This is a genomic window from Saezia sanguinis (assembly GCF_003991585.1).
GTDB classification, from domain to species: Bacteria; Pseudomonadota; Gammaproteobacteria; order Burkholderiales; family Burkholderiaceae_C; genus Saezia; species Saezia sanguinis.
In genome coordinates this window covers 126,330-152,076 of sequence record NZ_PQSP01000005.1, presented here as the reverse complement: position 1 = coordinate 152,076, position 25,747 = coordinate 126,330, and the positions used below count along the sequence as shown (strand labels likewise).

Sequence of the window (25,747 nt, the reverse complement as noted above, 5' to 3'; positions counted from 1 at the left end):
ACCTTTCTTTACAGCGTTTAAAAAATTATAAAAATCGCAGAAAGGCAAAAACAGATCATGTTTTATGCAATAAATGACTACTTTTTGATACCTATCATTAAGTTAAATCTAAATTAGCAAATAATGAGATGTAGTTTTTATACCTTTACCCATACAGAAAGTCGCCATGCCCACTGCCAGCAAACTATCGGAATACGATCTGTACGCGCGTGAAATCAGCCACTTCCAGCACACCGGCTATAGCGGCATCACACTGGTGTATGTCATCAAGGGAAATGTGGAATTTGTCAGTGAAGACAGCCGCCTGCACTTAGCGGAAAACGATGTCCTGTGCGTCAACAAAAACACCGCTTATGAAATACGGGGCGAGGCGCACAACATTGTCATCATGCTGGAGGTCTCCAACCACTTTTTTGCAAAGTATTACAAATCGTACTTCTACTACCAGTACACGCTCTCACCCCAGCAGAACACCAGCTACAAAAGCATTTATATTGACAACATCCGCGTACTGCTGGCCAAAATGTTCATCTCTTATCTGAAAGGCAACGATGAACTGGCGCTGCTGGAAATCAACCACTCGTTATCTGAAGTGCTGTTGATTCTGGCCACCTACTTTAAAGAAAAGGCATCCATCCCCAAAAAAAATGCCACCTACAGCAAGCGTATTGAACATGCAATTGCCTTCCTGGAAGAAAACTACAACCAGAGCATTTCACTGCAAAAAATTGCCAAGAAAGAGCACGTTTCATTCTCTTACTTATCCCGTCTGTTCAAAAAAGAGGTCGGCACCAATTACATCCAGTACCTCAAACAACTGCGTTTTGAACATGCCACTTATGACCTGATCAACAGCGCCAAACCGATTTACCAGATTGCCCAGGAACACGGCTTTTCCAGCACCAGGCAATTCATCACCTTGTTCAAAGAACACAATGGCAAAACCCCCAGCCAGTACCGCAAAGATTACAAAGAAAGCCCGCAAAAACAAATCGCACCCAAAAAGCACACGCTGCATACAGAAACGCCCAGCATCACTGCCGTGACACAGCCAGCCGACGCGGTAGAAGTCATCTCCACGCTCAGCAACACCATCAACAACACAACATCCGTGACGCCCATACAGGAAGAATATTCTGCGGTAGAGGATTTGCGCATTCATCTGCACAACCACCCCAAAACCAGGCAGCCCTCTGCACTGAAATACATCATCACCATTGGAGAATTGAACGAGCTTTTAAAAGAGCATGTGCAGCAGCAGGTTCTGATGGTTAAACAGGAAGCCCAGATTGACTATATTGATGCTTCGCACCTGATCTCGGGCAACACCATTCTGCCCGAATTTCAAACCGATGAGCCGGCTGTTACTTACTCTCCATACAACAATACCGATATCGTTATCTCATTTCTGAAACAGCACGACATTTCACTGTTTGTCCGGATCTATCATGACAGCGTCTCCAAAGACCCCGGCTCGTATATTGAAAAAACCACCAAATTCCTGCATTACTGCATCAATTTGTATGGCAAGGCTTATATGAGCAACTGGCGGTTTGTCTATTATTCGGAAGACTGTTCTGACAGCACCCGGCAGACATTTGAAACCATTTACCTGCAAGTGCGCGAGGCAATTAAATCATGCTTGCCCGAAGCGCAGATTGGCGTTTTTTATTCATTTGAAAAAGACAATGACAACGCAGTGCCTCCCATTTTCCAAACCCGCTGGATCAAAAATACCGATTTCATAGGCTATGAGGCCAGCCCCGGGCAGGAAATCGGTTTTGACACCCTAAACACCAATAGGGAAGCCCGCAACGGCGCCAGCCATATCAAAGAAAAAACCGCATTTGTCACCGAATGCCTGCGCGCCCACAATATTCATGTGCCACTGGTTTTAATGCGCTGGAACACACTGACCGGGCAAACACGGCATACCAACGGCAGCTTTTTCCGGGCGGCACTCATTTTCAACACGCTGCTGGATTTACCCGCAGAGGTCAGCAGCGTTGCCTTATCACTGAACACAGAAATCCTGCAGGAAACATTGCCGCAGCGCATTGATGTCAGCGGCATTGCCCTGTTTTACATTTTTAATCTGAAACGCCCGGTTTTTTATGTTCTGAAATTTCTGCGTCAGATGCAGGGCAAAGTCATTGCGCATGGAACCGATTACATTGTGACCAAAACGCAATTCGGCTACCAGTTGATTCTGACCAACACGGCAGTGTTCAACCCATCGCTTTCGCTGCAGGAAAACCTGATTGGCAACTTCAAGAAAAAGAAAAAAATTCTGCTTCAGGGTATTTCACCAGGGCATTACCAGATCAAGCAGTACATCTTTGACCAGCAGCACGGCGCTTTATACCGGCTGTACCAGTTGTTTCAGACCAAATACGGCAGAAGCACTGAAATGATTGATTACATCGACCGCAAAACCATTCCACACCTGAATGTGTATGACGAGTTTTTACCGCAGGACGAATGGATCATGCTGGCCGATATGGATATCAATGCGCTGCACTTTTATGAGCTGCGCGCTGTGTCAGCCCAGGTGTAACGGTTTTCCAGAACTGCGCTTACTTTTTAGAAACCGGTTTTTCCGGCCGCTTCCAGCCGGGCACTGAAATCTGCCGGGCCCGCGCCAGCGTCAGCGTATCTGCCGGTGCATTCTGGGTAATGGCACTACCAGCGGCAATCGTACTGCGCTCACCAATCTCCACAGGTGCCACCAGCACCGTGTTACTGCCGATACGGGAGTACGCGCCAATGGTGGTGCGGTATTTATTAACGCCATCGTAATTGGCGGTAATCGTCCCGGCACCTACATTCACCTGCTCGCCTACAGTGGCGTCCCCCAGATAGGTCAGGTGGTTGGCCTTGGCACCATGCGCCAGTGTGCTATTTTTCACCTCGACAAAGTTCCCCACATGCACCTGTTCACCCAGCGTTGCACCCGGGCGCAGCCGCGCATAAGGCCCTACCAGAGAGCCTGCGCCAACTTCAACGCCCTGCTTGCCGCCGTCAATATGGGTAAAAGGATGAATCTCCACGTCATCGGCAAGCACCGCATTGCTGATCACGCAATGGGCGCCTATACGCACGTTGTTGCCGAGCCTAACCTTGCCAGAAAAAACACACCCCACATCAATTTCAACATCCCGTCCGCAATGCAATTCCCCCCGAACATCCAACCGCGCCGGATCAGCCAGCCGCACGCCCTGAGACATGAGGTCTTCGGCAACACGTTTTTGAAAAGCCCGCTCCAGGGCCGCCAGTTGCTGCGGAGAATTCACGCCGGCCACCGTCGCAGGGTCTTCTACCTTCCTGGTGTCCACACGAACCTCTTCGGATACCGCCATTGCCACAATATCGGTCAGATAATATTCTTTCTGCGCATTGTCATTTTTCAGATTGACCAGCCAGCGTTTCAGATGCTGTGTCGGTACGGCCATCACACCGGTATTGATTTCTTTGATCTGCTGCTGTGCCGCCGTAGCATCTTTTTGCTCAACAATGCCAACGACCTTGTCATCATCCGAGCGGACAATGCGGCCATATCCGGTCGGGTCGTCCAGCTCCACTGTCAGCAGCACCAGGCTTTTGCCGGCGCACTCTCGCACCAGACCAGCTAGATCATCAGCCGCCACCAGCGGCACATCGCCATTGAGAATCAGCGTGACACCACTGTCGGGCAATAATGGCAATGCCTGCTGTACCGCATGCCCGGTGCCCAGTTGCGGCTCCTGCAAAACAAAATGCAGGCTATTCCCCTGCACCGACTGTTGCACCAGCTCGCTGCCGCAACCAACAACCACCACAATATTCCGGGGCTCCACCAGCCCGGCCGTATTCACGACCCGTTGCAGCATCGACATCCCGCCCACGGTATGCAATACCTTGGGTTTATCGGATTTCATGCGGGTGCCGCGCCCCGCCGCCATGATGACCACATTACAATCCAGCATGTTTTTCCTTTGATCGTGCGTACGCTTTTGGGCCAGTTTGATCCAATTATGTACCCGCCACAACTTGGTCAAATATTCTGGCGAATCATTTTACCCGTTTACTACAGCCACGGCCTTGTCACGATGAGGCTTTGGCACGCTGAATTTGATGCACGGCAATATGTTGCTCGGCAGGCAGTTCCGCCCCTGTATCGGCTGCGTTATCGTTTTCACCCGGACCGGGGAAAGACTCCTGGTCAAACGCCGTATCACCCTCCGGGTCGGCCACTCCTGTGGCCTTGAGGTTTTCAAACGGATACAGCGTGCGGTCCATCAGGTGTGACGGCACCACATGCGATAGCGCATTGAACATGTTGTAAATCCGGCCCGGGAATTTTTTATCCCACTCCTGCAGCATCTGCTTCATCTGCTGGCGCTGCAGGTTTTCCTGCGAACCGCACAACGAGCACGGAATAATGGGGAACTGCTGCACTTGGGCCCAGCGCTCCAGCGACTTCTCGTCCACATACGCCAAAGGCCGTATCACAATGTGTTTACCGTCATCACTCACCAGCTTGGGCGGCATGCCTTTGAGCTTGGCCGCGAAAAACATATTGAGCAACAGTGTTTGCAACATGTCATCGCGGTGATGCCCCAATGCAATCTTGGTAGCGCCCAATTCTCCGGCCACCCGGTACAGCACCCCGCGGCGCAAACGCGAGCACAGGCTGCACATGGTTTTGCCTTCAGGCACAACACGTTTGACAATCGAATACGTGTCCTGGTCTTCAATGTGAAACGGTACCCCAAGTTGGGTCAGGTATTGCGGCAGCACATGGGCCGGGAATCCCGGCTGTTTCTGGTCCAGGTTCACTGCCACAATTTCAAAATCAAACGGTGCCCGGCGCTGCAACCGCAACAGAATATCCAGCAACGAAAAGCTGTCTTTCCCTCCAGAAAGGCAGACCATCACCTTATCGCCCGGCTCAATCATGTTGTAATCTGATATCGCCTGCGTTACTTTACGGCACAGTCTTTTGCCCAGTTTGTTATTTTCAAACTCAGTTTTGCGCGCTTTCTGTGTCATCACCAGCCGGTGCGCCGTTTCAGCAGAAGAATCATTTTCGGTAGAGCTCATTACATCCAGCACCTTCAAATTCCGTCGGATCAGCCACCCGGGCTAACTATCACTTACCACTGTCCGGTTTCCACCCGGATCGCCACTTCGCAATCATCAAAAATTTCCAGCTTGGCAATGCGCACACGCACGCCCAGCACACCGGGCAACGCCATCAACCGGTAAGCCACTTTGCCGATCAGGCTTTCCAGCAGGTTGATATGCCCCTGGGTACAGGTTTCAATGATGGCCGCCCTAACCTTGCGATAATCCAGCACACTGTAAATGGCATCATCACTGGGCGCCAATGGCTGCCGCCCCAGGTTCAACTCGGCATCCACTTCAATCGGCTGGGAGTGGTCCATTTCCTGCGGCAAAATCCCCAGATTGGCAGAAAACCGCAACCCCTTCAGGCTCAACGTCTGGTAACCATGTGTCAATACTGTATTCATCATGTCATCCGGCTGAAATCACGTGGCTGGGGCATCAGGTGCTGCCCCCCGTCCACCAGCAAGGTTGTTCCGGTCAGCGCCCGGTTGCTGATTGCAAAACACACGGCCTGCACCACATCCTGCGCCGTGGAAGACTGCTGCAAGGGCGAGAGCTGATGCAGTTTTGCAAACTCCTCATCGGTCATCTCCGTGCTGGGCAACGTCAGCCCCGGAGCCACACCAACAACACGAACCACCGGCGCCAGCGCCTGTGCCAGCATTTCCGTTGCTGCCCGCAGTGCTGCTTTAGACAAAGTGTAGCTCAGATAATCAGGGTTCAGGTTCCACAGCTTCTGGTCCAGCAGATTCACCACCACACCCTGCGACGGCATTGCCGATGAAGAACCTTCTTTGACCCGCATTTCATATAACGCCTGCGCCAGCACAATGGCCGGTGCCGTATTGGTTTTTATATGCGCAAGCAACATTTCATAACTGAAACTGGCCGCATCGTCATAGACAAACTGCGAAGCATTGTTCACAACCGCATGCACCGGCCCCAAGGCGTCAGCCACTTGCGGCAGCAATTCCCTGCATGCGCGCTCATCGGACAAATCCGCCTTGAACACCGCAGCACGCACCCCCAGCGCCTGTAACTCGCTGACCAGCTCCGCACCCTGTGCCACAGAATGGTGACAATGCACCGCCACGTCCCACCCTGCACGCGCCAGCGCCAAAGACACGTCCCGCCCCAGACGGCGTGCAGCTCCGGTAACCAGAACAACAGACATTTCTATCGTCTTTCTCTACAATGTGGCTTGTTAAAATTCAAGAGTGTATCCATGAGCGAAAACGCGCGCCTGCACGAGGTCATTACCCAAAGTATTCACCGCCACGAGAACTGGCTGGCGTTTGACCTTTTCATGGCCGCCGCACTGTATACGCCCGAGCTTGGCTACTACAGCAATTCATCACAGCAGTTTGGCGCATTGCCCTCTTCCGGCAGTGACTACATCACCGCCCCCGTGCTTTCCCCTTATTTTGGCAAAGCACTGGCGGCACAACTGCAGCAGGCACTGCAAGCTACACGCACGCGTACCATCTGGGAATTCGGCGCCGGCTCCGGCGCCCTCGCAAGCCATATTTTAACGGCACTGGGCGATACATTGGAACGCTATATTATTGTGGATCTTTCCGCCACTTTGCGCGAACAGCAACGACTGACGATTCAGCGCCATGTTCCTGAACATGCGCACAAAGTGCATTGGATAGACCAGTTGCCTGAAAAATTCAGCGGCGTTGTCGTTGGCAATGAAGTTCTGGACGCCATGCCGGTCAAGCTGATTCACCGCCTGCAGGGCCAGTGGCACGAGCGTGGCGTGTCGCTTGACGCCACCGGCCAGCAGTTCTGCTGGGACGATCGCCCCACCTCGCTGCACCCGCCAGTTACGATTGAGGGCCATGCAGACTACCTGACAGAACTGCCGCTGCAGGCTGAAGGATTTATCAGAACACTGGCAGATCGCATGGAATGCGGTGCCGCCTTTTTCATTGATTACGGCTTTCCAGAGCACGAGTTTTATCACCCGCAGCGCAGCATGGGCACCCTGATGTGCCACCGCCTGCACAAGGCCGACACCGATCCGCTTGTCGACGTGGGGCTGAAAGACATCACGGCCCATGTCAACTTTACCGGTATTGCGCTGGCAGCACAGGAAAGCGGCATGGATGTGCTGGGCTACACCACGCAGGCCCATTTTCTGCTCAATTGCGGCATGCTGGATTTGCTGCCGCAGGACCAGAGCCATGCGTCGCTTGCCGCACGCAGCGCTGCTTTCAAACTGATAGGCGAGCATGAAATGGGAGAAATCTTTAAAGTGATTGCGCTGGGCAAAAACTGCGATCTGGACCCGCTGGGCTTTGCCAACGGCGACCGGACGCATACGCTGTAGCGTTTACTTACTGCGCCAGCGGCTGCCAGTTTTTTTCAATGCACGCCAGTCTGGCGGCATCAACGGCCTCTCCCACCGCAAGTCCCTGGGCACCCGAAGCCATGGCCTGCCGGGCAGTGCCTTTGGTATCTACAGCCAGCGCGGCATCCAAAGCATGGCCAAGCCATTGCCGCTGCGGATAGCAAATGCCCAGCCATTCAGGGTATGCTGCGGCATCCACTTGTGCCACATCCAGCAGGCTTCGAAAACGATCGGGCTGGCGAAACGCATCTGTGTGCTTAAACAAGCGCATCACAGCCCCGGCGTCAAAATGTGCAGCGCCATGTATCTGCGCAACAAATTGCTGCGCCAGTTGCGCCAACTCGCGACATTCCACCGGAACACGCAAACGCTCGCATAGCCCCTTCAGGCCGTGCAGCAGGTCACGGTCCGGCTCCAGTTGGGCCTCCAGCCGCAACGCGTCCGTCAGCGCGGCATCATAAACCAGACAGGCAAACCGGACCGGCAGCGGTGTACCCTGCTGCGCCGACACATCCAGCGCACGCAGGGTATGCCGCCCCTGCTCGGCCCAGCCATGGCGGCGGTCATACCGTATTTCACCATCGGCATGGGCAGCAGCATCCTGTGCGGTGGCAGAAGGCTGCAACGCGCTCAAAATCAATTGCCAGGCACCAAAACGCTGGTCAATTTCAGGCAGAATTCTGGCAAGTGCGCCGCACTCATGCAGCACATGGATCATGCGTGATGGCATTTGCTCCATCAGGCCACGCGAGAGTTCCTGCCACACGCGCTCAGCCACCAAAGCATCCACCTCTCCAGCAGCGACCATTGCACGCATCAGTTGCATGGTTTCGGGCGCAACGGTGAAATCCACATAACGTGCAGCAAAACGCGCCACCCGCAAAATGCGCACGGGGTCTTCGGCAAATGCCTGCGTCACATGGCGCAGCACCTTGTCATGCAAATCCTTTTGTCCGCCATAAGGATCAATCAGATGGCCCTGCTCATCCTGCGCAATGGCATTGATCGTCAGGTCGCGCCGCGCCAGATCCTCCTCCAGCGTCACAGTCGGGTCGGCATGAAAGCTGAACCCGTGATATCCCGGCGCGGTCTTACGCTCGGTACGCGCCAGCGCCACCTCTTCATGTGTTTGGGGGTGCAGAAATACCGGAAAGTCCTTGCCTACCGGCGTATAGCCCGCCCCGATCAGCTCCTGCGGTGTGGCACCAACCACAACCCAGTCCCTGTCCTGCACGGGCCACCCCAGCAACATATCGCGTACAGCCCCACCGACCATGTAGGTTTTCACGGTCTGCTTCCTTTATCTATCTGCGCTTTCACGCCGGCTCAAGGCAGATCAGGCGTTTTGTCCGGCACCGAAGGATCATGCGGCTTCACCTGCCCCAGCCTATCCCGCAAAGACTGCGGCTGCCCGGTCAGCACCATCTGGTACACCACCGCTGCGGAAAGCACGGTTTTCACGTAAGCCCGCGTTTCATTAAACGGTACGTTTTCAGCCCATACTGCGCCATCCAGTGCCGGCCCATTGCGCCAGCGGCGTGGCCGGTTGGGGCCAGCGTTGTAACCGGCGGCGGCCAGCAGTTCCGAGCCATCAAACTCATCGACAGACAGTTTCAGATAAGCCGTTCCTAACGTGATGTTCACCTTGGGGTCGGTCACCAGTGCAGGTTTGAAATCTGTCATGCCAATTTCTTTGGCGGTCCACCTGGCGGTGGCCGGCATCAACTGCATTAACCCGCTGGCACCGGCGCTGGATTGAATATCTGCAATGAAACGTGACTCCTGGCGCATCAAACCGAAAACATAAGACGGATCCAGCCCGATTTCATTGGTACGCGGCATCACCAGGTCTTTGTACGGCATGGGGAAGCGCTGCGACACATTGAACAGCCCCTTGGCCCGCTCGCTGGTATTCACACAACGGTCCCAGACATGCTGGTCACACGCCAGTTGTGCAGCCGCCTGTAACTGGCGGTCGTTCTTGCCAATCAGGTTCCAGTTCCATTCGCGCAGCCCTTCGCTGCGCAGCCCCATGCGAATGGCATACAGCGCACGCATGAGTCCGGGCGTTTCAATCGCCGCATTCATTTCCTGCTCTGTTGGCGATTGCGGTTGTGCCGGCAGCATGATTTTGCGCCCGAGTTCTTCGGTAGCCAGTTGCTCATAAAACCCGTCATAGCCAGCAATCGATTCCAGCATGGCATTGGCCTGTTGATGGTTTTCATGCCCGGCATGTTGCCCCGCCAGGTGTCTGAGTCCAATCGCTTTCCAGTACACCCAGGTGGCATCGGTACGCAGATTTTCCGGCATGGAATCAATCAGCGTCACCAGGCGCTTCCAGCCCTGTGTGTCTCTGCTGCTGGCCGCCGCCCGCAGTTGCGCCCGGGCATGCCAGTTCAGTACATCATCACTCAAGCCTTTGGCTCCGCTGGCCTGTTTATAGTAATCAAGCGCCTTCGAATCGAGCCGTTGCGCCAGCACCCTGCCAGCCACAGCATAAACCCAGCCGGACTGGTCTGCATTCAGTGCGTCTTTCCAGTCATTGCGTAACGCGGCAACTGCGGCATTGGGGTCTTTTGCCGCCCAGCGAATCAGCGCCAGCGTCACCAGTTCACTTTGCATCGGCCCGGCAACCACCTTTGAAGCGTCGCTGCCTTTCTGGCTGTGCAGCCACTGGTCCGGTTTGTCCATCAGAACCTTGATCGCATTGTCAAATTCTGTGCTCAGCAAAGCCACGGTTTTCTGCGTTGATGCGACACGGTTGACTTCAACCAGCCGGCGCGCCTTGATCCAGATATCCGATGCCGGCATTTTCCCGGCACGGTAAAGTACCGAGGCCATCATGTTGCAGCCATCTTCCGACACATACGCCGGGCGGATCTGAATGAACTCTTCCCGCGCCTGCGATACCGCGTTATGTCCATTGCGGTGGTCAATCAACAGCGCGTAACACAAGACCTGCGAGTCATCCCGCATTCTGAACATGGGGTACTGTTGAGAAAACAGATCCCACTGCTGCCGCTTGCCTAACTGCAGCAACCAGTCATTGCGCAACCGGTCTTCAACATAAGAGCCTGGCCAGCGCTGGAAAAAAGCCATGATTTCTTCCGGTGAGGCCTGCCCCAGCCGTGAACGGATAGACCAGTAATCCACCCAGGGTTCCATGGGGTGCCCTGCCACCTGAGGCAAAATTGTCTGCAGTTTCTGAATATCGTTCTTTTTATACGCATCTGCCGCCTGCAACACCAATGCATCGCGAGGGTCTGCATTGCCGCCGCTTTGAGCAACCGCCAACGATCCGCTCAAAGATAAAGCAGCAAAAATGATGCAAAATAACCACTGGGAAATGTATTTTGAGCGTTGAGTCATTATGATGATGGGTTTCTACATGCAGTGTGAGAGATATGATGTCAACCGTTAAGACCTTGTGAGTGTCGAACAGTTCCAAGCTTCCAATTTAACCACAATGAACGCAAACCATACAACCTCTGAGAGAAAAGAGCTTCGGCAGTTGCTACGCGCCCAGCGCCTGGCCATGCCGGACCGCCTGGAAAAAGCCGCCATGCTGCAAAGCGTATTACGCATCTGGCTGATACACCGCACAGATCATATCATCGGGGCGTACTGGCCGATTCATGGCGAATTTGATCCTCTGCCCTCTTTATACCGCTGGCAGGAAGCTGCACCAGAAAACCAGCAACGCCGCATCGGCCTGCCCGTTGTGGACAAACTCACCAAACAACTGACTTTTCACGCCTGGTACCCAGGCTGCCCGATGGAAGAAGATGCCTATGGCATCCCCAAGCCCAAAGATACCGAACAGATTTTCCCGACCCTGCTGCTGATTCCATGCGTAGGCTATGGGCCTGGTGGTGTTCGCCTGGGTTATGGCGGGGGGTTTTATGACCGCACACTGGCTACGCTCAAACCACAACCCGATACGGTTGGCCTGGCCTACAGCATGAGCTACCTGCCAGACCTGGTTCCGCAGGAATATGATATCCCACTTTCGACGATTTTGACAGAAAATGGCGTATCTTGGCCAGACGATAGGTAACTTAAGCAGATCTTACCTAGCCTGGTCATCCAAAACATCACGCATCTGGGCAGTCTGCGTTTGCAAAGACCGTATCTGCTCTTCCCAATAACCGGCTGTACCAAACCACGGAAATGCCAGGGGAAACGCCGGATCATCCCAACGCTTTGCCAGCCAGACACTGTAATGGATCATGCGTAGCGTTCGCAGGGGCTCCACCAACGCCAGCTCGCGCCAGTCAAAAGTGCAAAAGTCCTCGTAACCCGCCATGATGCAGGCCAGTTGCTGCCCACGCTCCTGCGGCTCGCCTGATAACAGCATCCATATATCCTGCACTGCAGGCCCCATACGGGCATCATCCAGGTCCACAAAATGAGGGCCGCCAGGGTCGTCATTATGCTCAGGCCGCCACAATATATTCCCAGGGTGGCAGTCTCCATGCAAGCGCAATAATGACAAATCAGGCACAGTAGCCCAAATCTGCTCGATACATTGCAACGCTTCATCGCAACACGCCAACCAGTTGGCCCGCACCTCCAGCGGCAGCACTGCGTGCGCAACCAGCCAGTCTCGCACCTCATATCCAAACGTCTGGATATTCAATTGGGGCCTGACGCGAAAGCCTTCACGCCGGCCAATCAGGTGAATCCGCCCCAGAAAACGCCCAATCCACTCGAGCACCAGCGGATCGTCCAGCTCGGGCGGTCGTCCACCCATTCGCTGATAGATGGCAAACAGAAACCCCTGGTATTCATGGATGGTTGATCCGCCAATGATTTCAGGAGCAACCACCGGAATTTCAGCCTGCGCCAGCTCCAGTGCAAAACGGTGCTCTTCGGCAATCTGATCCCGACTCCAACGCCCGGGGCGATAAAACTTAACAACAACCTGCAGGTTGTTATAAGAGCTGTTTGCAACACAATCTTCCAGATAGACCTGATACACCCGGTTTTCATAACTGCCCAAAGGCATCATGCGCCCATCTGTTTCCAGCCCGACAGAAGACAGCGCATCTGCAATGACTGCGGGGGTTAATTGATCATAAGGTTGCAGCATCATATCGTTACACACATCAACAGCTTGAGACACATTGTGAACGAATAGCGGTCTCGGCACTGAATTATAATTCCATACCCCTTGGATACAGAGAGCAGTCCCCACCATCACCATGAGCACCTCCGCCCGTTTATCATCCTTTTTCCGCAAACGCATTACCGTTCTTGCATGGCTTGCATTCATTGGCCTGGCGTTAGGACAAATGGGGCAATGGCACTGGTTTCTAGAGTTATTCAGCCATTTTGTACCCTATTATGCTGTGTGTTTTTTACTGGGATGCCTGGCCGCCACCCGCACATGGCAGCGCCTGATGTTCGGGGTATGTGCCATCGGCACTACACTCTGGACCATAACCCCGCTGCCTTCTGTAAACGATTCCGCAAATCCTGCTGAATCCACGTTACAGATCGTCAGTTACAACCTGCTTTTCTCCAATACACAGCAACAGCAGGAAAGCGCCTGGATAGAAAAGTTACCGGCAGATGTCATATTTTTAACCGAAGTTTCAACCGAATGGCAGAATTATCTGAAAACATTGGAAGAAAATACCCAGCACTGCGGCCAGTATATCGACTCACCGTTCGGAATCGCCTTGTATTCACGCGTTCCGCTTGAACAATGCGACGTGTTGTATCAAGAAGGGAACAACACCTTCCCCTATATCCGCGCTGAGTTACCTAGTGGGCTGGTCATTTATGGCATTCATCCGCCACCACCACTGGGCCATCAACTGGCATCGGAGCGTGATGAAATGCTGCAGTATCTGGCTCAGCAGATCGCCCAGGAAAAAGAAGACGTGATTGTGCTGGGAGATATGAACATCACCCCGTTTTCACCTTTATTCAGAGATTTCACCCGGAAAGCACAGCTTCAACTCAGCAGCCCAAGGGGGCGCCCAACCTGGCGGCCGGGGTTTTTATCGATTGATCATATTCTGGTGCGCAATTTACAGGCAGTTCGTGAAACCGGAACTTTCTCATGGCAGGGCTCAGATCACCGTGCCATCTGGCTAAGGTACGCACTCCCAGCATCAACAGCCCATGCACAGATGAAACAGCGCCTCCCAGACATACAGACCCGCTGCAGGCCGACTGATAACAACAATTAGCGTTAAATACCCGCTGTTGCTTGCAAAAACACATCGCCAAGATCAGATCATAATGCCTTACCGCGCTTTTGACCAGCGTAATTTCTGAGCGTCCCTGTCTTCAACCCGGCCGTTGCTGGCGGATTTTACGCATGAAGACTTATACTGCCCCCCAGACAACAGCAAATTTGCCCTCTGGCACGCTCCTGCCAGCCCGGCAGTTGCACCGCCTTCCATCGCACTCCTCCTTACTTTTTACTGGGAACCGTCACTATGAGCTCGTCCTGGCTGCCTACCTGGCGCATTAATACAACAGGGGGCGTCGTAGCCCCGGATGAACGTTTACCCTGGGGCCCCACTTTTGCCCTGGGGTTGCAACACGTGGTGGCCATGTTCGGCTCCACCGTGCTTGGCCCGTTACTGATGGGGTTTGACACCAATGTCGCCATTCTGATGAGCGGTGTCGGTACCCTGATTTTCTTTCTGATTGTCGGTGGCCGGGTGCCAAGCTATGTCGGCTCCAGCTTTGCTTTCATTGGCGTTGTGGGTGCCGTAACGGCTTACTCCGGCAGCGGGCCCAATCCGAACATTGGCATCGCATTAGGCGGCATCATTGCCTGCGGCCTGATCTATGTTCTGATTGGTGTTGTTGTGCATGCCATTGGCGCCGGCTGGATTGAACGTTTCATGCCGCCCATTGTCACCGGTTCGATTGTTGCCATCATCGGCCTGAATCTGGCGCTGGTACCGATTAAAAACATGGCACCGACCCAATTTGACGTCTGGGTACAGGCCATCACTTTTGTCTGTGTCGCATGTGTTGCGGTTTTCTCGCGTGGCATGTTGCAGCGCCTGCTGATTCTGGCCGGGCTGATCATTTCCTATATCATCTATCTGATTCTTGCCAATGTCCTGGGGCTGGGACAGCCCATCAATTTTGCCGGCGTGGCTGCCGCCTCATGGATTGGACTGCCCAACTTCCATGCCCCCAAATTTGAAATGAATGCCATGCTGCTGATTGTGCCGGTAGTGGTGATTCTGGTTGCAGAAAACCTCGGCCATATCAAAGCCGTTTCCGCAATGACCGGCAAAGACTTGAACCCTTATATGGGGCGCGCGTTCATTGGCGATGGCATTGCCACCATGGTCAGCGGCAGCGTCGGCGGCACAGGCGTAACGACATACGCGGAAAACATCGGCGTTATGGCTGCCACCAAAATCTATTCCACCATTATTTTTGTCATCGCTGCGCTGCTGGCAATCATTTTGGGATTTTCACCCAAATTCGGCGCGCTGATTCAGACCATTCCGGTTTCTGTGATGGGCGGCGTTTCCATTGTTGTATTTGGCCTGATTGCTGTGGCTGGCGCCAAAATCTGGGTAGAAAACAAGGTGGATTTTTCTAAAAATTCCAATCTGATGATTGCCGCCATTGTGCTGATTCTGGGCACCGGCGACTATACCGTCCAGATTGGCAGCATGACACTCAACGGCATTGGCACTGCAACATTCGGCGCCATTTTGCTCAATGCGCTGCTCAACCGCAAAACGGACTGACATAAAAACATCCTCCTGAAACAACCGGTTCCAGGGGGATGCGCTTAAAAATAAACAGGGTTGTTTACTGGAAACTGCCGATCCGGCTCAACTGCCCGGGGTTCATCCAGATGAAAAAGGCTTTGCCGATGATATTTTCCTGCGGCACAAAGCCCCAATAGCGGGAGTCTTCAGAGTTATCGCGGTTATCGCCCATGACAAAATACTGCCCGTAAGGCACCTTGCATATCACCCCTTGCACGCTGTAGCGGCAATTTTCCGCCAGCGGGAAGGTGGGGGAGCCATAAAACCCTGCCGGACGCCCCGGGTTGATGAATATCTGGTGCACAACAGGCCCCAGTCGCTCCTGGTATTGCTGCACCGGATAGGTATCCCCTCTGGAATCACGATCATAGGTATCCTGCATAAACACTGACGGCATCTCCTGCCCGTTAATGGTCAGGCGTTTATTCTGGTAGACCACCTCGTCTCCCGGCAACCCCACAATGCGTTTGATGAAAGCAATGTTTTCATCCGGCGGATAACGAAACACAATGACATCGCCGCGCTGCGGCTCACCCATACTGATGATTTTGGTATTGGCGACCGGCAAACGGATACCATATTCGTATTTATTCACCAGAATAAAATCACCCGCTTGCAACGTTGGCATCATCGAGCCTGATGGGATGCGGAAAGGCTCAACCACAAATGAGCGCAATGCAAACACAATCAGAATCACCCAGAAGAACCCCGCAGTCCATTCAATCCACCACGGCTCGCGGATCAGCGAAGACTGCGCTTTTTCAATTTTGGGTTGCAACAGTTCTTCGGGCTGCCCGGCATGCTGCTGACGGATCTGCTCTTCTGCAGCCAAGGCCTGTTTGACACGCTGTGGTCTCAGGTAGATTTTCTCAAACAGCCAGTAGGCAAATGTCACCAGCGTCAGGATCAGCAGCAATAAGGAGAAATCCCCCTGCACCTTGCCCATGTACCACGCAACACCATAGCCCAGCAGGATGACGTACAACACGGCTGTGATTGCGCTCATTACGTTAGAAAGTTTCATGCTCTGCTATTTACCTTTTACTCAATTCGTCAATCATCTACTTTCAGTATTGCAAGAAACGCTTCCTGCGGCACCTGAACCGAACCAATCTGCTTCATGCGCTTTTTGCCGGCCTTCTGCTTTTCCAGCAGTTTACGCTTACGGGAAATATCACCGCCATAACATTTAGCCAGCACATTCTTGCGCAATGCCTTTACCGTTTCGCGGGCGATGATCTGCCCGCCAATGGCTGCCTGAATCGCCACATCATACATCTGGCGGCTGATGACTTCGCGCATTTTGGCCGCCACGGCACGCCCGCGTGACTGCGCCTGCGAACGGTGCACAATGACCGACAGTGCATCCACCCGGTCGCCATTGAGCAGGATATCCACTTTCACCACATCGGAGGCACGGTACTCCTTGAACTCGTAGTCCATGGATGCATAACCCCGACTGACGGATTTCAAGCGGTCAAAGAAATCCAGCACAATTTCTGCCAACGGCAGTTCATACGTCAGCATGACCTGGCGGCCATGGTACGCCATGTTGATCTGGATACCGCGCTTTTGATTCGCCAGCGTCATCACAGCTCCGACATACTCCTGCGGCATGTACAGGTGCACAACCATGATCGGCTCCAGAATCTGTGCAATTTTGTCCTGCGGCGGCATTTTGGACGGGTTTTCCACCTCAATGGACTCCCCATTGTTCAGCTCCACCTGGTATACCACCGAGGGCGCAGTCGTAATCAGATCCTGATCAAACTCGCGCTCCAGCCGCTCCTGCACAATTTCCATGTGCAGCAAGCCAAGAAACCCGCAACGAAAACCAAACCCGAGTGCCTGGCTGACTTCAGGTTCAAAACGCAGTGCTGCATCGTTAAGCTTGAGCTTTTCCAGCGCGTCACGCAACTGGTCGTATTCGCTGGCTTCACTTGGATACAACCCGGCAAACACCTGGGGCTGAATTTCCTTAAAACCGGGCAGCGGCTTTTCTGCCGACCCCAGGTTATTGGGCAGTTTTTTCTCGTGCGTAACCGTGTCGCCCACTTTGGCTGCCGCCAGCTCTTTGATACCGGCAATGATAAAACCCACTTCGCCGGTATTGAGTGCATCGCGCGACTCTGATTTGGGGGTAAACACGCCCAGTTGCTCTGCCGGGTAGACCGCACCGGTTGCCATCAGCCGGATCCGCTCCCCACGCTTGAGGCAGCCGTCCACCACGCGTACCAGCATCACCACGCCCACATAGTTATCGAACCAGGAGTCAATGATCATGGCCCGTAACGGTGCCTCGACCTGCCCGCGCGGAGCAGGCATGCGTGCAATGACGGCTTCCAGAATATCTTCGACACCTTCGCCGGTTTTCGCCGAACACGGGATAGCATCACTGGCGTCAATACCGATCACATCTTCAATTTCGGCCTTGGCCTGTTCAGGGTCTGCCTGCGGCAAGTCCATTTTATTGAGTACCGGCACCACTTCCACATTCAGGTCCAGCGCGGTATAACAGTTGGCCACCGTTTGCGCCTCCACCCCCTGGCTGGCATCCACCACCAGCAACGCGCCTTCACAGGCAGACAGCGAACGGCTGACCTCATAACTGAAGTCCACATGTCCGGGCGTATCAATCAGGTTCAGGTTATAGACCTGACCGTTGCGTGCTTTGTACGTCAGCGCGGCGGTTTGTGCCTTGATGGTGATGCCCCGCTCACGCTCGATGTCCATGGAGTCCAGCACCTGGGCCTCCATTTCACGGGCTGCCAGCCCGCCACAAAGCTGAATGATCCGGTCAGCCAGTGTCGACTTCCCATGGTCAATGTGCGCAATGATTGAAAAATTCCTGATGTGATCCATCATACCTTTGAATCGCCCGACAGCCTCTGATGGCCCCTTACCTTGTCTCAAAAAATCTGCTTTGATGTGTAAACAAACTGCTACAAACGTACCTGCAAACCGCCTATCTTACAGGGAAAGACTTTTAAGCCCGCCATACGAGAAAAGGCGCGCCGGTTCCAGACACGCCTTTACCTTGGGTCAGCTTACACAAACTCGGCGTCTATTGTAACTGATCACACGCCATAACGGTACAGCAAGGCATTACCGCTCAGCCCGCCGGGCAGCTTTATCACTCAGGCTGTGCCTGGACCAGCACATACAAAACCTCATCTGCCCGGCGTACCAGTATGGGAGTATCAGCATGCGTGTTCAGCCCGCGCATGATCCGGTCAAACTGTTGCGAATTGCGGATTTGCGTATTGCCAACCGCCAGTACAACATCTCCCCGGCGGATACCGGCACGTGCCGCCACTGCATTCATGGAACGCACGCTCACGCCCTGGTCAAGCTGCAGCTCCTGCTTTCTTTCTGCACTTAAATTGGCCACACTGATTCTCAAACGCGGCGCACCTTCTGAGGTCGGCTCTGCTGCCGATTGCACAGACCGGGTGGTAGAGGAGAAGGGAACCGACTCGATGGTGACGGATAAGGTTTTCCACTCCCCCCGCCGATATACCTGAATTTCGGCCTGGCTGCCCGGTGCCAGATGCCCCACCATTCGCGGCAGATCGCTCGCGCGGTTAACCGTCTGCCCATTGACCTGTGTGATGATATCACCGGCCTGCACCCCTGCCAGGTCTGCCTGGCTGTTGGGAAACAGGTTGCTCACAAATGCGCCATACCCCTTTTCTCCCAGGCCGATGGCACGGGCCACATTGCTGGTAACCGGCGTTGTATCTACACCAATACGCCCGCGTTCAACCATTCCTTTGTCACGCAGCGGCATAGCCACCGACATGGCTTCATCAATGGGGATTGAAAAAGAAATCCCCATAAATCCGCCCGAGCGACTGTAAATCTGGCTGTTGATGCCAACCACTTCTCCACGCATGTTAATCAGCGGCCCACCGGAATTGCCTGGGTTAATGGCCACATCACTTTGAATGAAATTGATGTATTCACCCGTATCGCGCTGCTTGGCACTGACAATTCCGGCTGTTACCGTATTTTCAAAACCAAACGGCGAGCCGATTGCCAGCACCCACTCCCCCACTTTCAGATCAGAAGGGTCACCAATGCGCACGGCCTGCAAATCGTCACGCGCTTCTATTTTGACCACTGCCACATCGCTGCGTTTGTCAGAGCCAATCACCTTGGCCCGGTATTCGTGCAGGTCATGCAAGGTAACCATCACCTCATCAGAGCCCCTGACCACATGTGCATTGGTCATGATGTAGCCATCTGCAGAAATAATGAACCCCGACCCCACGCCATCGGATTTCAGCGTATTGCCGCTCCGTGAGCGGGTATACGTCTGAATATTCACAACCGACGGTCCGACCTGCTCCACCAAAGACGTGAAGTCCGGCAGCACACGAAATGATTGCGCCTGAGACACCCCGCCCACCAGCATTGCAAAAATCAGTAGTGCCGCCAGCCTAAAAAAGTGTTTTTGCCATCCCATGCTTGTATTTGCCCATAATGATTGCATGAATGTCATGAGAATAGAGGAAGCCAAGCTGCTTTGTCAATTCTTATGACAACACCATTTGTTGAACATTGCACACTGACTGCATTATTTTGGCCTTTAACGCCCTTCCACCCACAAAAAACGCACCCTTTGGGGTGCGTTTTTACCTTGCCGCGTCTGCCAAGTACCGGGCAGCGCAAATCCATCTGTTCAGAAGTTATCTGCCGGAAGGACGAATCAGTACATACTGCACACCATTGCCACGGCGCACCAGCAGCACTGCATTCTGGCTGGCATCCAGCTTTTCAACCATGTCATTGAAATGCTTCACATCACGGATATCTGTTTTTCCAATAGCCAAAATGACATCACCTTCACGCAAGCCGGCGCGTGCTGCTGCCGGGTTCACTGAACGAACCACCACACCGGATTTCAGTTGCAGTTCACGTTTATGCACATCAGACAAATCAGTCACACTGATACCCAGCTTATTCACACTGGTCGCAGCAGGCGCCGGACGGGCAGGTGTCTGCTGTGTACGGCTCGTCGCTGTTTCTGCAGGGATTGCCTCCACAATTACCGTCATGGTTTTCCATTCACCCCTGCGGAACACTTTCAACTGAGCTTGTTCCCCAGGCTTCAAATTACCAATCATCCGGGGCAAATCGCTAAAGCGCTCAACCCGCTGACCATTAACTTCCGTGATAATGTCGCCCGCCTGAATACCAGCCTTTTCTGCCGGGCTTGCTTCAGAAACAATATTCACGAGCGCGCCGTACGCGTCTTCGCCCAGTCCGATTGCCTGCGTAACCTCACTGCTGGTCGGCGTGATCTGCACGCCGATCCGACCGCGCTCTACATAACCATGCCCGCGCAATTGCTGTGCCACATACATGGCCTCATCAATCGGGATCGAGAATGAAATACCCATGAATCCACCAGAGCGGCTGTAAATCTGGCTGTTGATGCCAACCACTTCTCCGCGCAGATTGATCAACGGCCCGCCAGAATTACCCGGGTTAATGGCCACGTCTGTTTGAATAAAATTGACGTACTCCCCCGTATCCCGTTGCTTGGCGCTGACGATACCTGCTGTCACCGTATTTTCCAGCCCGAATGGTGAACCGATCGCAACCACCCACTCACCGACTTTCAGCATGTCCGGGTTACCAACACGCACAACCGGTAACTGATTCACACCATCAATTTTGACCACGGCAACATCAGTACGCTTATCTGCACCAACGACTGTTGCACGGTATTCGCGCCGATTAGACAGCGTCACAATAATTTCATCGGCCCCGCTCACCACGTGTGCGTTGGTCATGATGTAGCCATCTGCCGAAATGATAAACCCTGAGCCTACTCCGCTGGGCCGCAGAACATAGTCATCTCCCTCCTGCCCTGGACGGGAAGAACGGGGAGATGGGCCGGGCATTGGACTGTTGAAGAAAAATTCAAAAAACTCCTGCATCTCAGGCGTCATGTTGCCTGGGCCAGGGCTGCCGGCTCTAAGCCGTGCCATGGTGCGGATATTCACCACAGAAGGCCCGGCAGACTCCACCAACGCGCTGAAATCAGGCAACCCCTGCACCAGCAGAGACGATGGCGTTGCAGAGGGCACCGGAAAAGCAGACTCGCTCGGAGAAGTCTGCGCATTGCTCACACCTGCCCCTATAAAAAAAGAGGCTGTTGCCATAGCTGCAACCCACAATTTTATTTGCTGCATTTTTTCACCTTTACAAATTTTTTTGCCTATGTTCCGGGCACATCGCATGCCGGGCAGGGCTTCTTTTTAGCCGGGCGTATGCTCAAGGCTTTGCTCAAATAGTGCCAAAGTCCCTGCCGGAACTTCGCCGACCAAAGTCACCCACCACTGCCCACGCCGAAATGACACGCTGTGAGTCGCCCCATAGCTGTAGTCACGTGCTTCGCGCTGCGCATGCTCGTCCATAGGCTCTATGAAAATTGAAACAGAAACCAGTCCATCAGAAAACACCCACTGAATCAGTTGCTGGTCTGAATCCGGCAACGGCCGCAACACACAGCTGATAGGCTCAAACCCGGGAATTTGCTGTTGCAGTTCCCAGCCCTCTGCCTGTGGCGTCGTATCCGTGTAGTGCAACTCATGGAGTTGGTAAGCCTGTCCCTTAAGGGTCTCGATATAGGAAGAAAGTTCCTTCTTCTGAAGTTCGCTCAACTCGAATGAAATATCGGTAAAAGCAACGCGCTCCAGCACTTTGCCCTGTGCATCCAGCACCTGTATGCGCAGCAGCAATCCGGTAGCCTGATCAACCCAGATCTTGTAGCCAAAGCGCCACTCATCCTGTGGCATCATCTGCAGCACGCTGGCCATACGACCAATAGTCCGCTCTTGAGCCAGTTCGTTGATCTTATAAAAATGCCCCAGTTGCGCATAATGCGTTTTCAGGATTCCGGGGAACATTTGAATCACCGACTGGCGTTCCAGAATAATTTGCTTGGTCTGCGGGAAAACGGCATAAAGCGCGCTTCCGTCCTTGAATATCTGGCGCTCTTGCCCATCCAGTTTGGTCACTAGGTCATACTGCTTGCCATCCACATTGGCATGCACGGTATGCAAAGCATATAACCGGTCGGGCTGAACGACAACATAGGTTCCGCTGAAATCGCGCTGCTGTGCAGCTTGTTCAATCCGCTGCAACCAGTGCATGGTATTGTCATTGCTGCTCTGCGGGTCGCTTTGCTGCTGATCAGCCTGGACACACACAGACGCTAAACTGATGCAAAGCCCTGTAAACCACAGGCTCCACAGGGCCGCGGCATTTTGTCTACCCTTCATCGATATGGCCTATTTTCCGTCTTACCGTTACAACACTAATTCGGGGCGGCATTATTGGTAACAGCCGAACTGCGCATATAGCCGTTACTTGGCATCAGTACGGAATTGCTACCAAATTGCTGGTGCGCCGAAATATAAGGTTCCAGTCGCTGATCACGCCACATATCTCCCTGCGGCGTTGCAACCAAGCGAATATCGGGCTCTGCAGCCATGGTGCCCACGTCAGCAGATTCAGAAGCTGCGGCTGGATTTGTCGCAGCAGAAGCGACCTCCACATTGGCTGCAACAGGAATAACATTCGCATCTGTTGCACCGTTTGCAGGCAGGGCAATTATCGTCTGCGCTCCTGGAGCGACGACATCATCCACTGAGGTATAAACAACAGCCACCACAGCCATCACCACAAACCCAGAAGCGGCCAGCCAGCCGGTCCAATGCGGCCAATGAAGACGTGATACCGTTTTTTGCACTGTTTTGGTTTGAGACAGCGGTGCCGGTGCCATCAGCACAGGCTCTTGCTGTAAACGCTGCCGGAATTCTGCCATATAGGTTTCAGATGAAAGCGTCACATATGCCTGCGCCAAATCGGACGAGCGCAGTACATCTCCGATCACATGGTAAACGTGCCAGTCTTCAGCCAAACTTTCATCTTCTTTCCATTGAGCAAGCAGGGTATCAAGCTCTGACTCGGTCAGGACGCCATCAGCCAGCAGCGACCACTGCTCCTGAATACCAGGGGCATTTTGATTGAGTTTGATTTTGGCATTCATCTCTGACACTCCAAGCGTATTCTTATCTCTCAAACCTTACCACCGTCGGTCCCCACGGATTCCCAGTTGAGGCCGCAACTTCTGTGCAATGGCTTCACGTGCTCTGAAAATCCTCGACCGTACCGTCCCAATGGGGCAATCCATCACTTCAGCGATCTCTTCGTAACTTAACCCTTCAATTTCCCTGAGGGTGATAGCCTGTCGCAATTCTTCCGGCAGCGCCTCCACTGCACTGTTGACTGTCTGACCAATCTGTTTGGCAGCCAAAGCTGCATCGGGTGTTGCCGTATCTATTAGTCCATCTTCGGGCGTATAAGTTTCATTTTCTTCACCCCCACCGAATGCATCGCTCGATATCGGTTGCCGTTTAAGGTCTAACAGCGCTTTTTTAGCCGTATTGACCGCTATCCGGTACAACCAGGTATAAAACTGTGCCTCGCCCCGGAAATTGGGTAACGCACGGTATGCACGGATAAAAGTTTCCTGCACAATATCCGGTATCTGGCTCGTATCTCGCACGATATGTGCCACAAGTCGCTCTATCTTGCGTTGATATTTCAAAAACAGCAACTCAAAGGCTTTCTGATCGCCGCGTTTGACCCGCTCGACTAGCTGAGCATCGGAATCATTATGCATACCCAAGCACCTCCTCAAAACAGAGGCTGCAGGTATTTTTTGCATACCTAGAGGTCATGCAAATAACTCCATCTCAAAACGCAGAATATATAAAAGGCCTTTTCTCATCTTAATTCATTTTGTCGCAAGATCATAGCTTCATGACGTCATCAGAGCGAAAACATACAGAATATGCTGTCTGAGCGTCTGTAAATTTCTGCCAGATTTCTGGCGACTCATGCCATAAATACAAAAATCTGGCGGGAAGCTCTTCTTATATAGAAAAGTTTTCCCAGCCAGATTGTAAAAGCATCTTCATGCCAATCAGGTCAGGCGGGCGAATACAACAGATCCGTTTGTTCCACCAAACCCGAAATTATTTTTCAAAGCCACTTTAACCGGCATTTGACGTGCTGTATTGGCACAATAATCCAGATCGCACTCCGGATCCTGGTTAAATATGTTGATTGTGGGCGGCACAATGCCATGATGCAGCGCCAGAATGGTAAATACCGATTCCAGCCCTCCGGCACCACCCAGCAGATGCCCGGTCATGGATTTGCTTGAGCTGACCACGACTTTTTTCGCAGCGTCGCCCAATGCGGCTTTAATGGCATTGCTTTCGTTCAAATCGCCAAGAGGCGTTGACGTGCCGTGCGCATTCAGATAATCCACCTCATCCGCATTGACGCCGGCATCACGCAACGCAGCCAGCATCGAATTTTTAGGACCATCAATGTTGGGAGCTGTAACGTGATAAGCATCACCGCTCATGCCAAATCCGGCGACTTCCGCATAAATACGAGCGCCCCGTTTTTTAGCATGCTCGTAGTCTTCAAGCACCATCACACCGGCACCTTCACCCAGCACAAAGCCATCCCGGTCCTTATCCCAGGGGCGCGATGCTGTTTTAGGGTCATCATTGCGGGTAGAAAGGGCTCTGGCTGCCGCAAACCCGCCAACACCCAAAGGCGAAACGCAGGATTCTGCACCACCAGCAACCATGACGTCAGCATCTCCGGTCTGGATCAACCGTGCCGCCAGCCCAATGCTGTGCAGCCCTGTTGTGCAGGCAGTGACCACTGACAGATTCGGTCCTTTGAATCCATAACGAATGGATAAATGACCTGAAATCATGTTAATCAGGCAAGATGGCACAAAGAATGGCGAAATACGCCGAGCACCGCGTGTGCGATACTCTTCGTGCGCATACTCGATCACGGGCAAACCGCCAATGCCCGAACTGATCATGCAACCAATCCGGGAAGCTTGCTCTTCACTCAATGCATCCCCTACGGGAAGGCCGGCATCCTGAACCGCCTGAATAGATGCGGCCATGCCATAGTGAATGAATATATCCATATGCCGGGCCTCTTTGACCGGGATATATTCTTCAACATTAAATCCTTTGACTTCGCCGGCGAACCGGCAAGCCATATCGCTGGCATCAAACCGCGTGATGTTATCGATCCCAGATACTCCGGCAACCAGATTATCCCAGGCAGTACTGACCGTATTGCCAATGGGAGTCACAGCGCCAAGTCCGGTCACGACCACCCGTCGGCGATCGGGACGACGTGACATGTCCATTTAGTCTTTCTTGTGTGAGTTCGCGTAATCAATGGCTTGTTGGACGGTGGTGATCTTTTCAGCGTCTTCGTCCGGAATTTCAATACCGAACTCATCTTCCAATGCCATCACCAGTTCAACGGTGTCAAGCGAATCAGCTCCCAGGTCTGCCACGAAAGACTTTTCGTTGGTAACTTGAGATTCTTCTACGCCGAGTTGTTCAGCAACAATTTTCTTGACACGTGCTTCAATATCGCTCATGACCCCTCCAGG

At 53.3% G+C, this 25,747-nt stretch carries 21 protein-coding genes; 5 read left to right on the top strand and 16 right to left on the bottom strand.

Going from position 1 to position 25,747, the window contains the following annotated elements; genetic code table 11:
• Positions 1 to 166 precede the first annotated feature (166 nt).
• A complete protein-coding gene (locus tag CUZ56_RS10160) occupies positions 167 to 2,557 on the top strand; it encodes a helix-turn-helix domain-containing protein (RefSeq protein WP_126980276.1) in 2,391 nt (796 codons plus the stop codon).
• A gap of 19 nt (positions 2,558 to 2,576) precedes the next feature.
• Here CUZ56_RS10160 and glmU read toward each other — a convergent pair whose 3' ends face one another.
• From glmU to CUZ56_RS10140, 4 genes are all read right to left on the bottom strand, one after another.
• Positions 2,577 to 3,965, bottom strand: coding sequence for a bifunctional UDP-N-acetylglucosamine diphosphorylase/glucosamine-1-phosphate N-acetyltransferase GlmU (glmU, locus tag CUZ56_RS10155; protein ID WP_126980275.1), 1,389 nt, complete (start codon positions 3,963 to 3,965; stop codon positions 2,577 to 2,579).
• Positions 3,966 to 4,083: 118 nt separating this feature from the next.
• On the bottom strand, positions 4,084 to 5,082 hold the full coding sequence (ttcA, locus tag CUZ56_RS10150) for a tRNA 2-thiocytidine(32) synthetase TtcA (protein WP_126980274.1): 999 nt from the start codon (positions 5,080 to 5,082) through the stop codon (positions 4,084 to 4,086).
• A 53-nt stretch (positions 5,083 to 5,135) separates the two neighbouring features.
• Entirely contained in the window at positions 5,136 to 5,516 is a 381-nt protein-coding gene (locus tag CUZ56_RS10145) for a dihydroneopterin aldolase (RefSeq protein WP_126980273.1), read from the bottom strand.
• On the bottom strand, positions 5,513 to 6,283 hold the full coding sequence (locus CUZ56_RS10140) for an SDR family oxidoreductase (protein WP_126980272.1): 771 nt from the start codon (positions 6,281 to 6,283) through the stop codon (positions 5,513 to 5,515). The genes CUZ56_RS10145 and CUZ56_RS10140 overlap by 4 nt, the downstream gene beginning before the upstream one ends.
• A 51-nt stretch (positions 6,284 to 6,334) precedes the next feature.
• Between CUZ56_RS10140 and CUZ56_RS10135 the strand changes: the two genes are divergently transcribed.
• A complete protein-coding gene (locus CUZ56_RS10135; RefSeq protein WP_126980271.1) occupies positions 6,335 to 7,444 on the top strand; it encodes a class I SAM-dependent methyltransferase in 1,110 nt (369 codons plus the stop codon).
• Positions 7,445 to 7,451: 7 nt separating this feature from the next.
• On the opposite strand, the gene CUZ56_RS10130 is transcribed toward CUZ56_RS10135, so the two are convergent.
• Entirely contained in the window at positions 7,452 to 8,741 is a 1,290-nt protein-coding gene (locus CUZ56_RS10130; protein WP_204250878.1) for a multifunctional CCA tRNA nucleotidyl transferase/2'3'-cyclic phosphodiesterase/2'nucleotidase/phosphatase, read from the bottom strand.
• Positions 8,742 to 8,791: 50 nt separating this feature from the next.
• Positions 8,792 to 10,771, bottom strand: coding sequence for a lytic transglycosylase domain-containing protein (locus tag CUZ56_RS16460; RefSeq protein WP_239442372.1), 1,980 nt, complete (start codon positions 10,769 to 10,771; stop codon positions 8,792 to 8,794).
• Between the two features lie 160 nt (positions 10,772 to 10,931).
• Here CUZ56_RS16460 and CUZ56_RS10120 point away from each other — a divergent pair, with 160 nt between their 5' ends.
• The gene (locus CUZ56_RS10120; RefSeq protein ID WP_126980268.1) at positions 10,932 to 11,522 is read left to right on the top strand and encodes a 5-formyltetrahydrofolate cyclo-ligase; all 591 of its coding nucleotides are present in this window, start codon (positions 10,932 to 10,934) and stop codon (positions 11,520 to 11,522) included.
• A 12-nt stretch (positions 11,523 to 11,534) separates the two neighbouring features.
• On the opposite strand, the gene CUZ56_RS10115 is transcribed toward CUZ56_RS10120, so the two are convergent.
• The gene (locus CUZ56_RS10115) at positions 11,535 to 12,560 is read right to left on the bottom strand and encodes a serine/threonine protein kinase (protein ID WP_126980267.1); all 1,026 of its coding nucleotides are present in this window, start codon (positions 12,558 to 12,560) and stop codon (positions 11,535 to 11,537) included.
• Between the two features lie 109 nt (positions 12,561 to 12,669).
• Here CUZ56_RS10115 and CUZ56_RS10110 point away from each other — a divergent pair, with 109 nt between their 5' ends.
• Together CUZ56_RS10110 and CUZ56_RS10105 are read left to right on the top strand one after the other, a co-directional pair.
• Positions 12,670 to 13,665, top strand: a complete 996-nt coding sequence (locus tag CUZ56_RS10110; protein ID WP_126980266.1) for an endonuclease/exonuclease/phosphatase family protein — start codon at positions 12,670 to 12,672, stop codon at positions 13,663 to 13,665.
• Between the two features lie 252 nt (positions 13,666 to 13,917).
• On the top strand, positions 13,918 to 15,201 hold the full coding sequence (locus CUZ56_RS10105; protein ID WP_126980265.1) for a solute carrier family 23 protein: 1,284 nt from the start codon (positions 13,918 to 13,920) through the stop codon (positions 15,199 to 15,201).
• A 64-nt stretch (positions 15,202 to 15,265) separates the two neighbouring features.
• On the opposite strand, the gene lepB is transcribed toward CUZ56_RS10105, so the two are convergent.
• The 9 genes from lepB to acpP all read right to left on the bottom strand — a co-directional run bounded on the left by lepB (position 15,266) and on the right by acpP (position 25,735).
• Positions 15,266 to 16,249 carry a signal peptidase I gene (lepB, locus tag CUZ56_RS10100; RefSeq protein ID WP_239442369.1) on the bottom strand — a complete coding sequence of 328 codons (984 nt, stop codon included), beginning with the start codon at positions 16,247 to 16,249 and terminating at the stop codon, positions 15,266 to 15,268.
• 29 nt (positions 16,250 to 16,278) lie between these two features.
• Positions 16,279 to 18,087, bottom strand: a complete 1,809-nt coding sequence (lepA, locus tag CUZ56_RS10095; RefSeq protein WP_126980344.1) for a translation elongation factor 4 — start codon at positions 18,085 to 18,087, stop codon at positions 16,279 to 16,281.
• A gap of 271 nt (positions 18,088 to 18,358) precedes the next feature.
• Positions 18,359 to 19,693: a Do family serine endopeptidase gene (locus CUZ56_RS10090; RefSeq protein WP_126980264.1), complete on the bottom strand. Its 1,335-nt coding sequence runs from the start codon at positions 19,691 to 19,693 to the stop codon at positions 18,359 to 18,361.
• Between the two features lie 223 nt (positions 19,694 to 19,916).
• A complete protein-coding gene (locus tag CUZ56_RS10085) occupies positions 19,917 to 21,428 on the bottom strand; it encodes a DegQ family serine endoprotease (protein ID WP_126980263.1) in 1,512 nt (503 codons plus the stop codon).
• Between the two features lie 66 nt (positions 21,429 to 21,494).
• Positions 21,495 to 22,520 carry a MucB/RseB C-terminal domain-containing protein gene (locus CUZ56_RS10080; RefSeq protein ID WP_126980262.1) on the bottom strand — a complete coding sequence of 342 codons (1,026 nt, stop codon included), beginning with the start codon at positions 22,518 to 22,520 and terminating at the stop codon, positions 21,495 to 21,497.
• Between the two features lie 35 nt (positions 22,521 to 22,555).
• The gene (locus CUZ56_RS10075; RefSeq protein WP_126980261.1) at positions 22,556 to 23,290 is read right to left on the bottom strand and encodes a sigma-E factor negative regulatory protein; all 735 of its coding nucleotides are present in this window, start codon (positions 23,288 to 23,290) and stop codon (positions 22,556 to 22,558) included.
• A 36-nt stretch (positions 23,291 to 23,326) separates the two neighbouring features.
• Positions 23,327 to 23,926 (bottom strand): RNA polymerase sigma factor RpoE, encoded by a 600-nt coding sequence (gene rpoE / locus CUZ56_RS10070; protein WP_126980260.1) that lies wholly within the window; start codon positions 23,924 to 23,926, stop codon positions 23,327 to 23,329.
• 303 nt (positions 23,927 to 24,229) lie between these two features.
• Positions 24,230 to 25,489 carry a beta-ketoacyl-ACP synthase II gene (gene fabF / locus CUZ56_RS10065; RefSeq protein WP_126980343.1) on the bottom strand — a complete coding sequence of 420 codons (1,260 nt, stop codon included), beginning with the start codon at positions 25,487 to 25,489 and terminating at the stop codon, positions 24,230 to 24,232.
• Between the two features lie 6 nt (positions 25,490 to 25,495).
• Positions 25,496 to 25,735: an acyl carrier protein gene (acpP, locus tag CUZ56_RS10060; RefSeq protein WP_126980259.1), complete on the bottom strand. Its 240-nt coding sequence runs from the start codon at positions 25,733 to 25,735 to the stop codon at positions 25,496 to 25,498.
• Positions 25,736 to 25,747 lie beyond the last annotated feature (12 nt).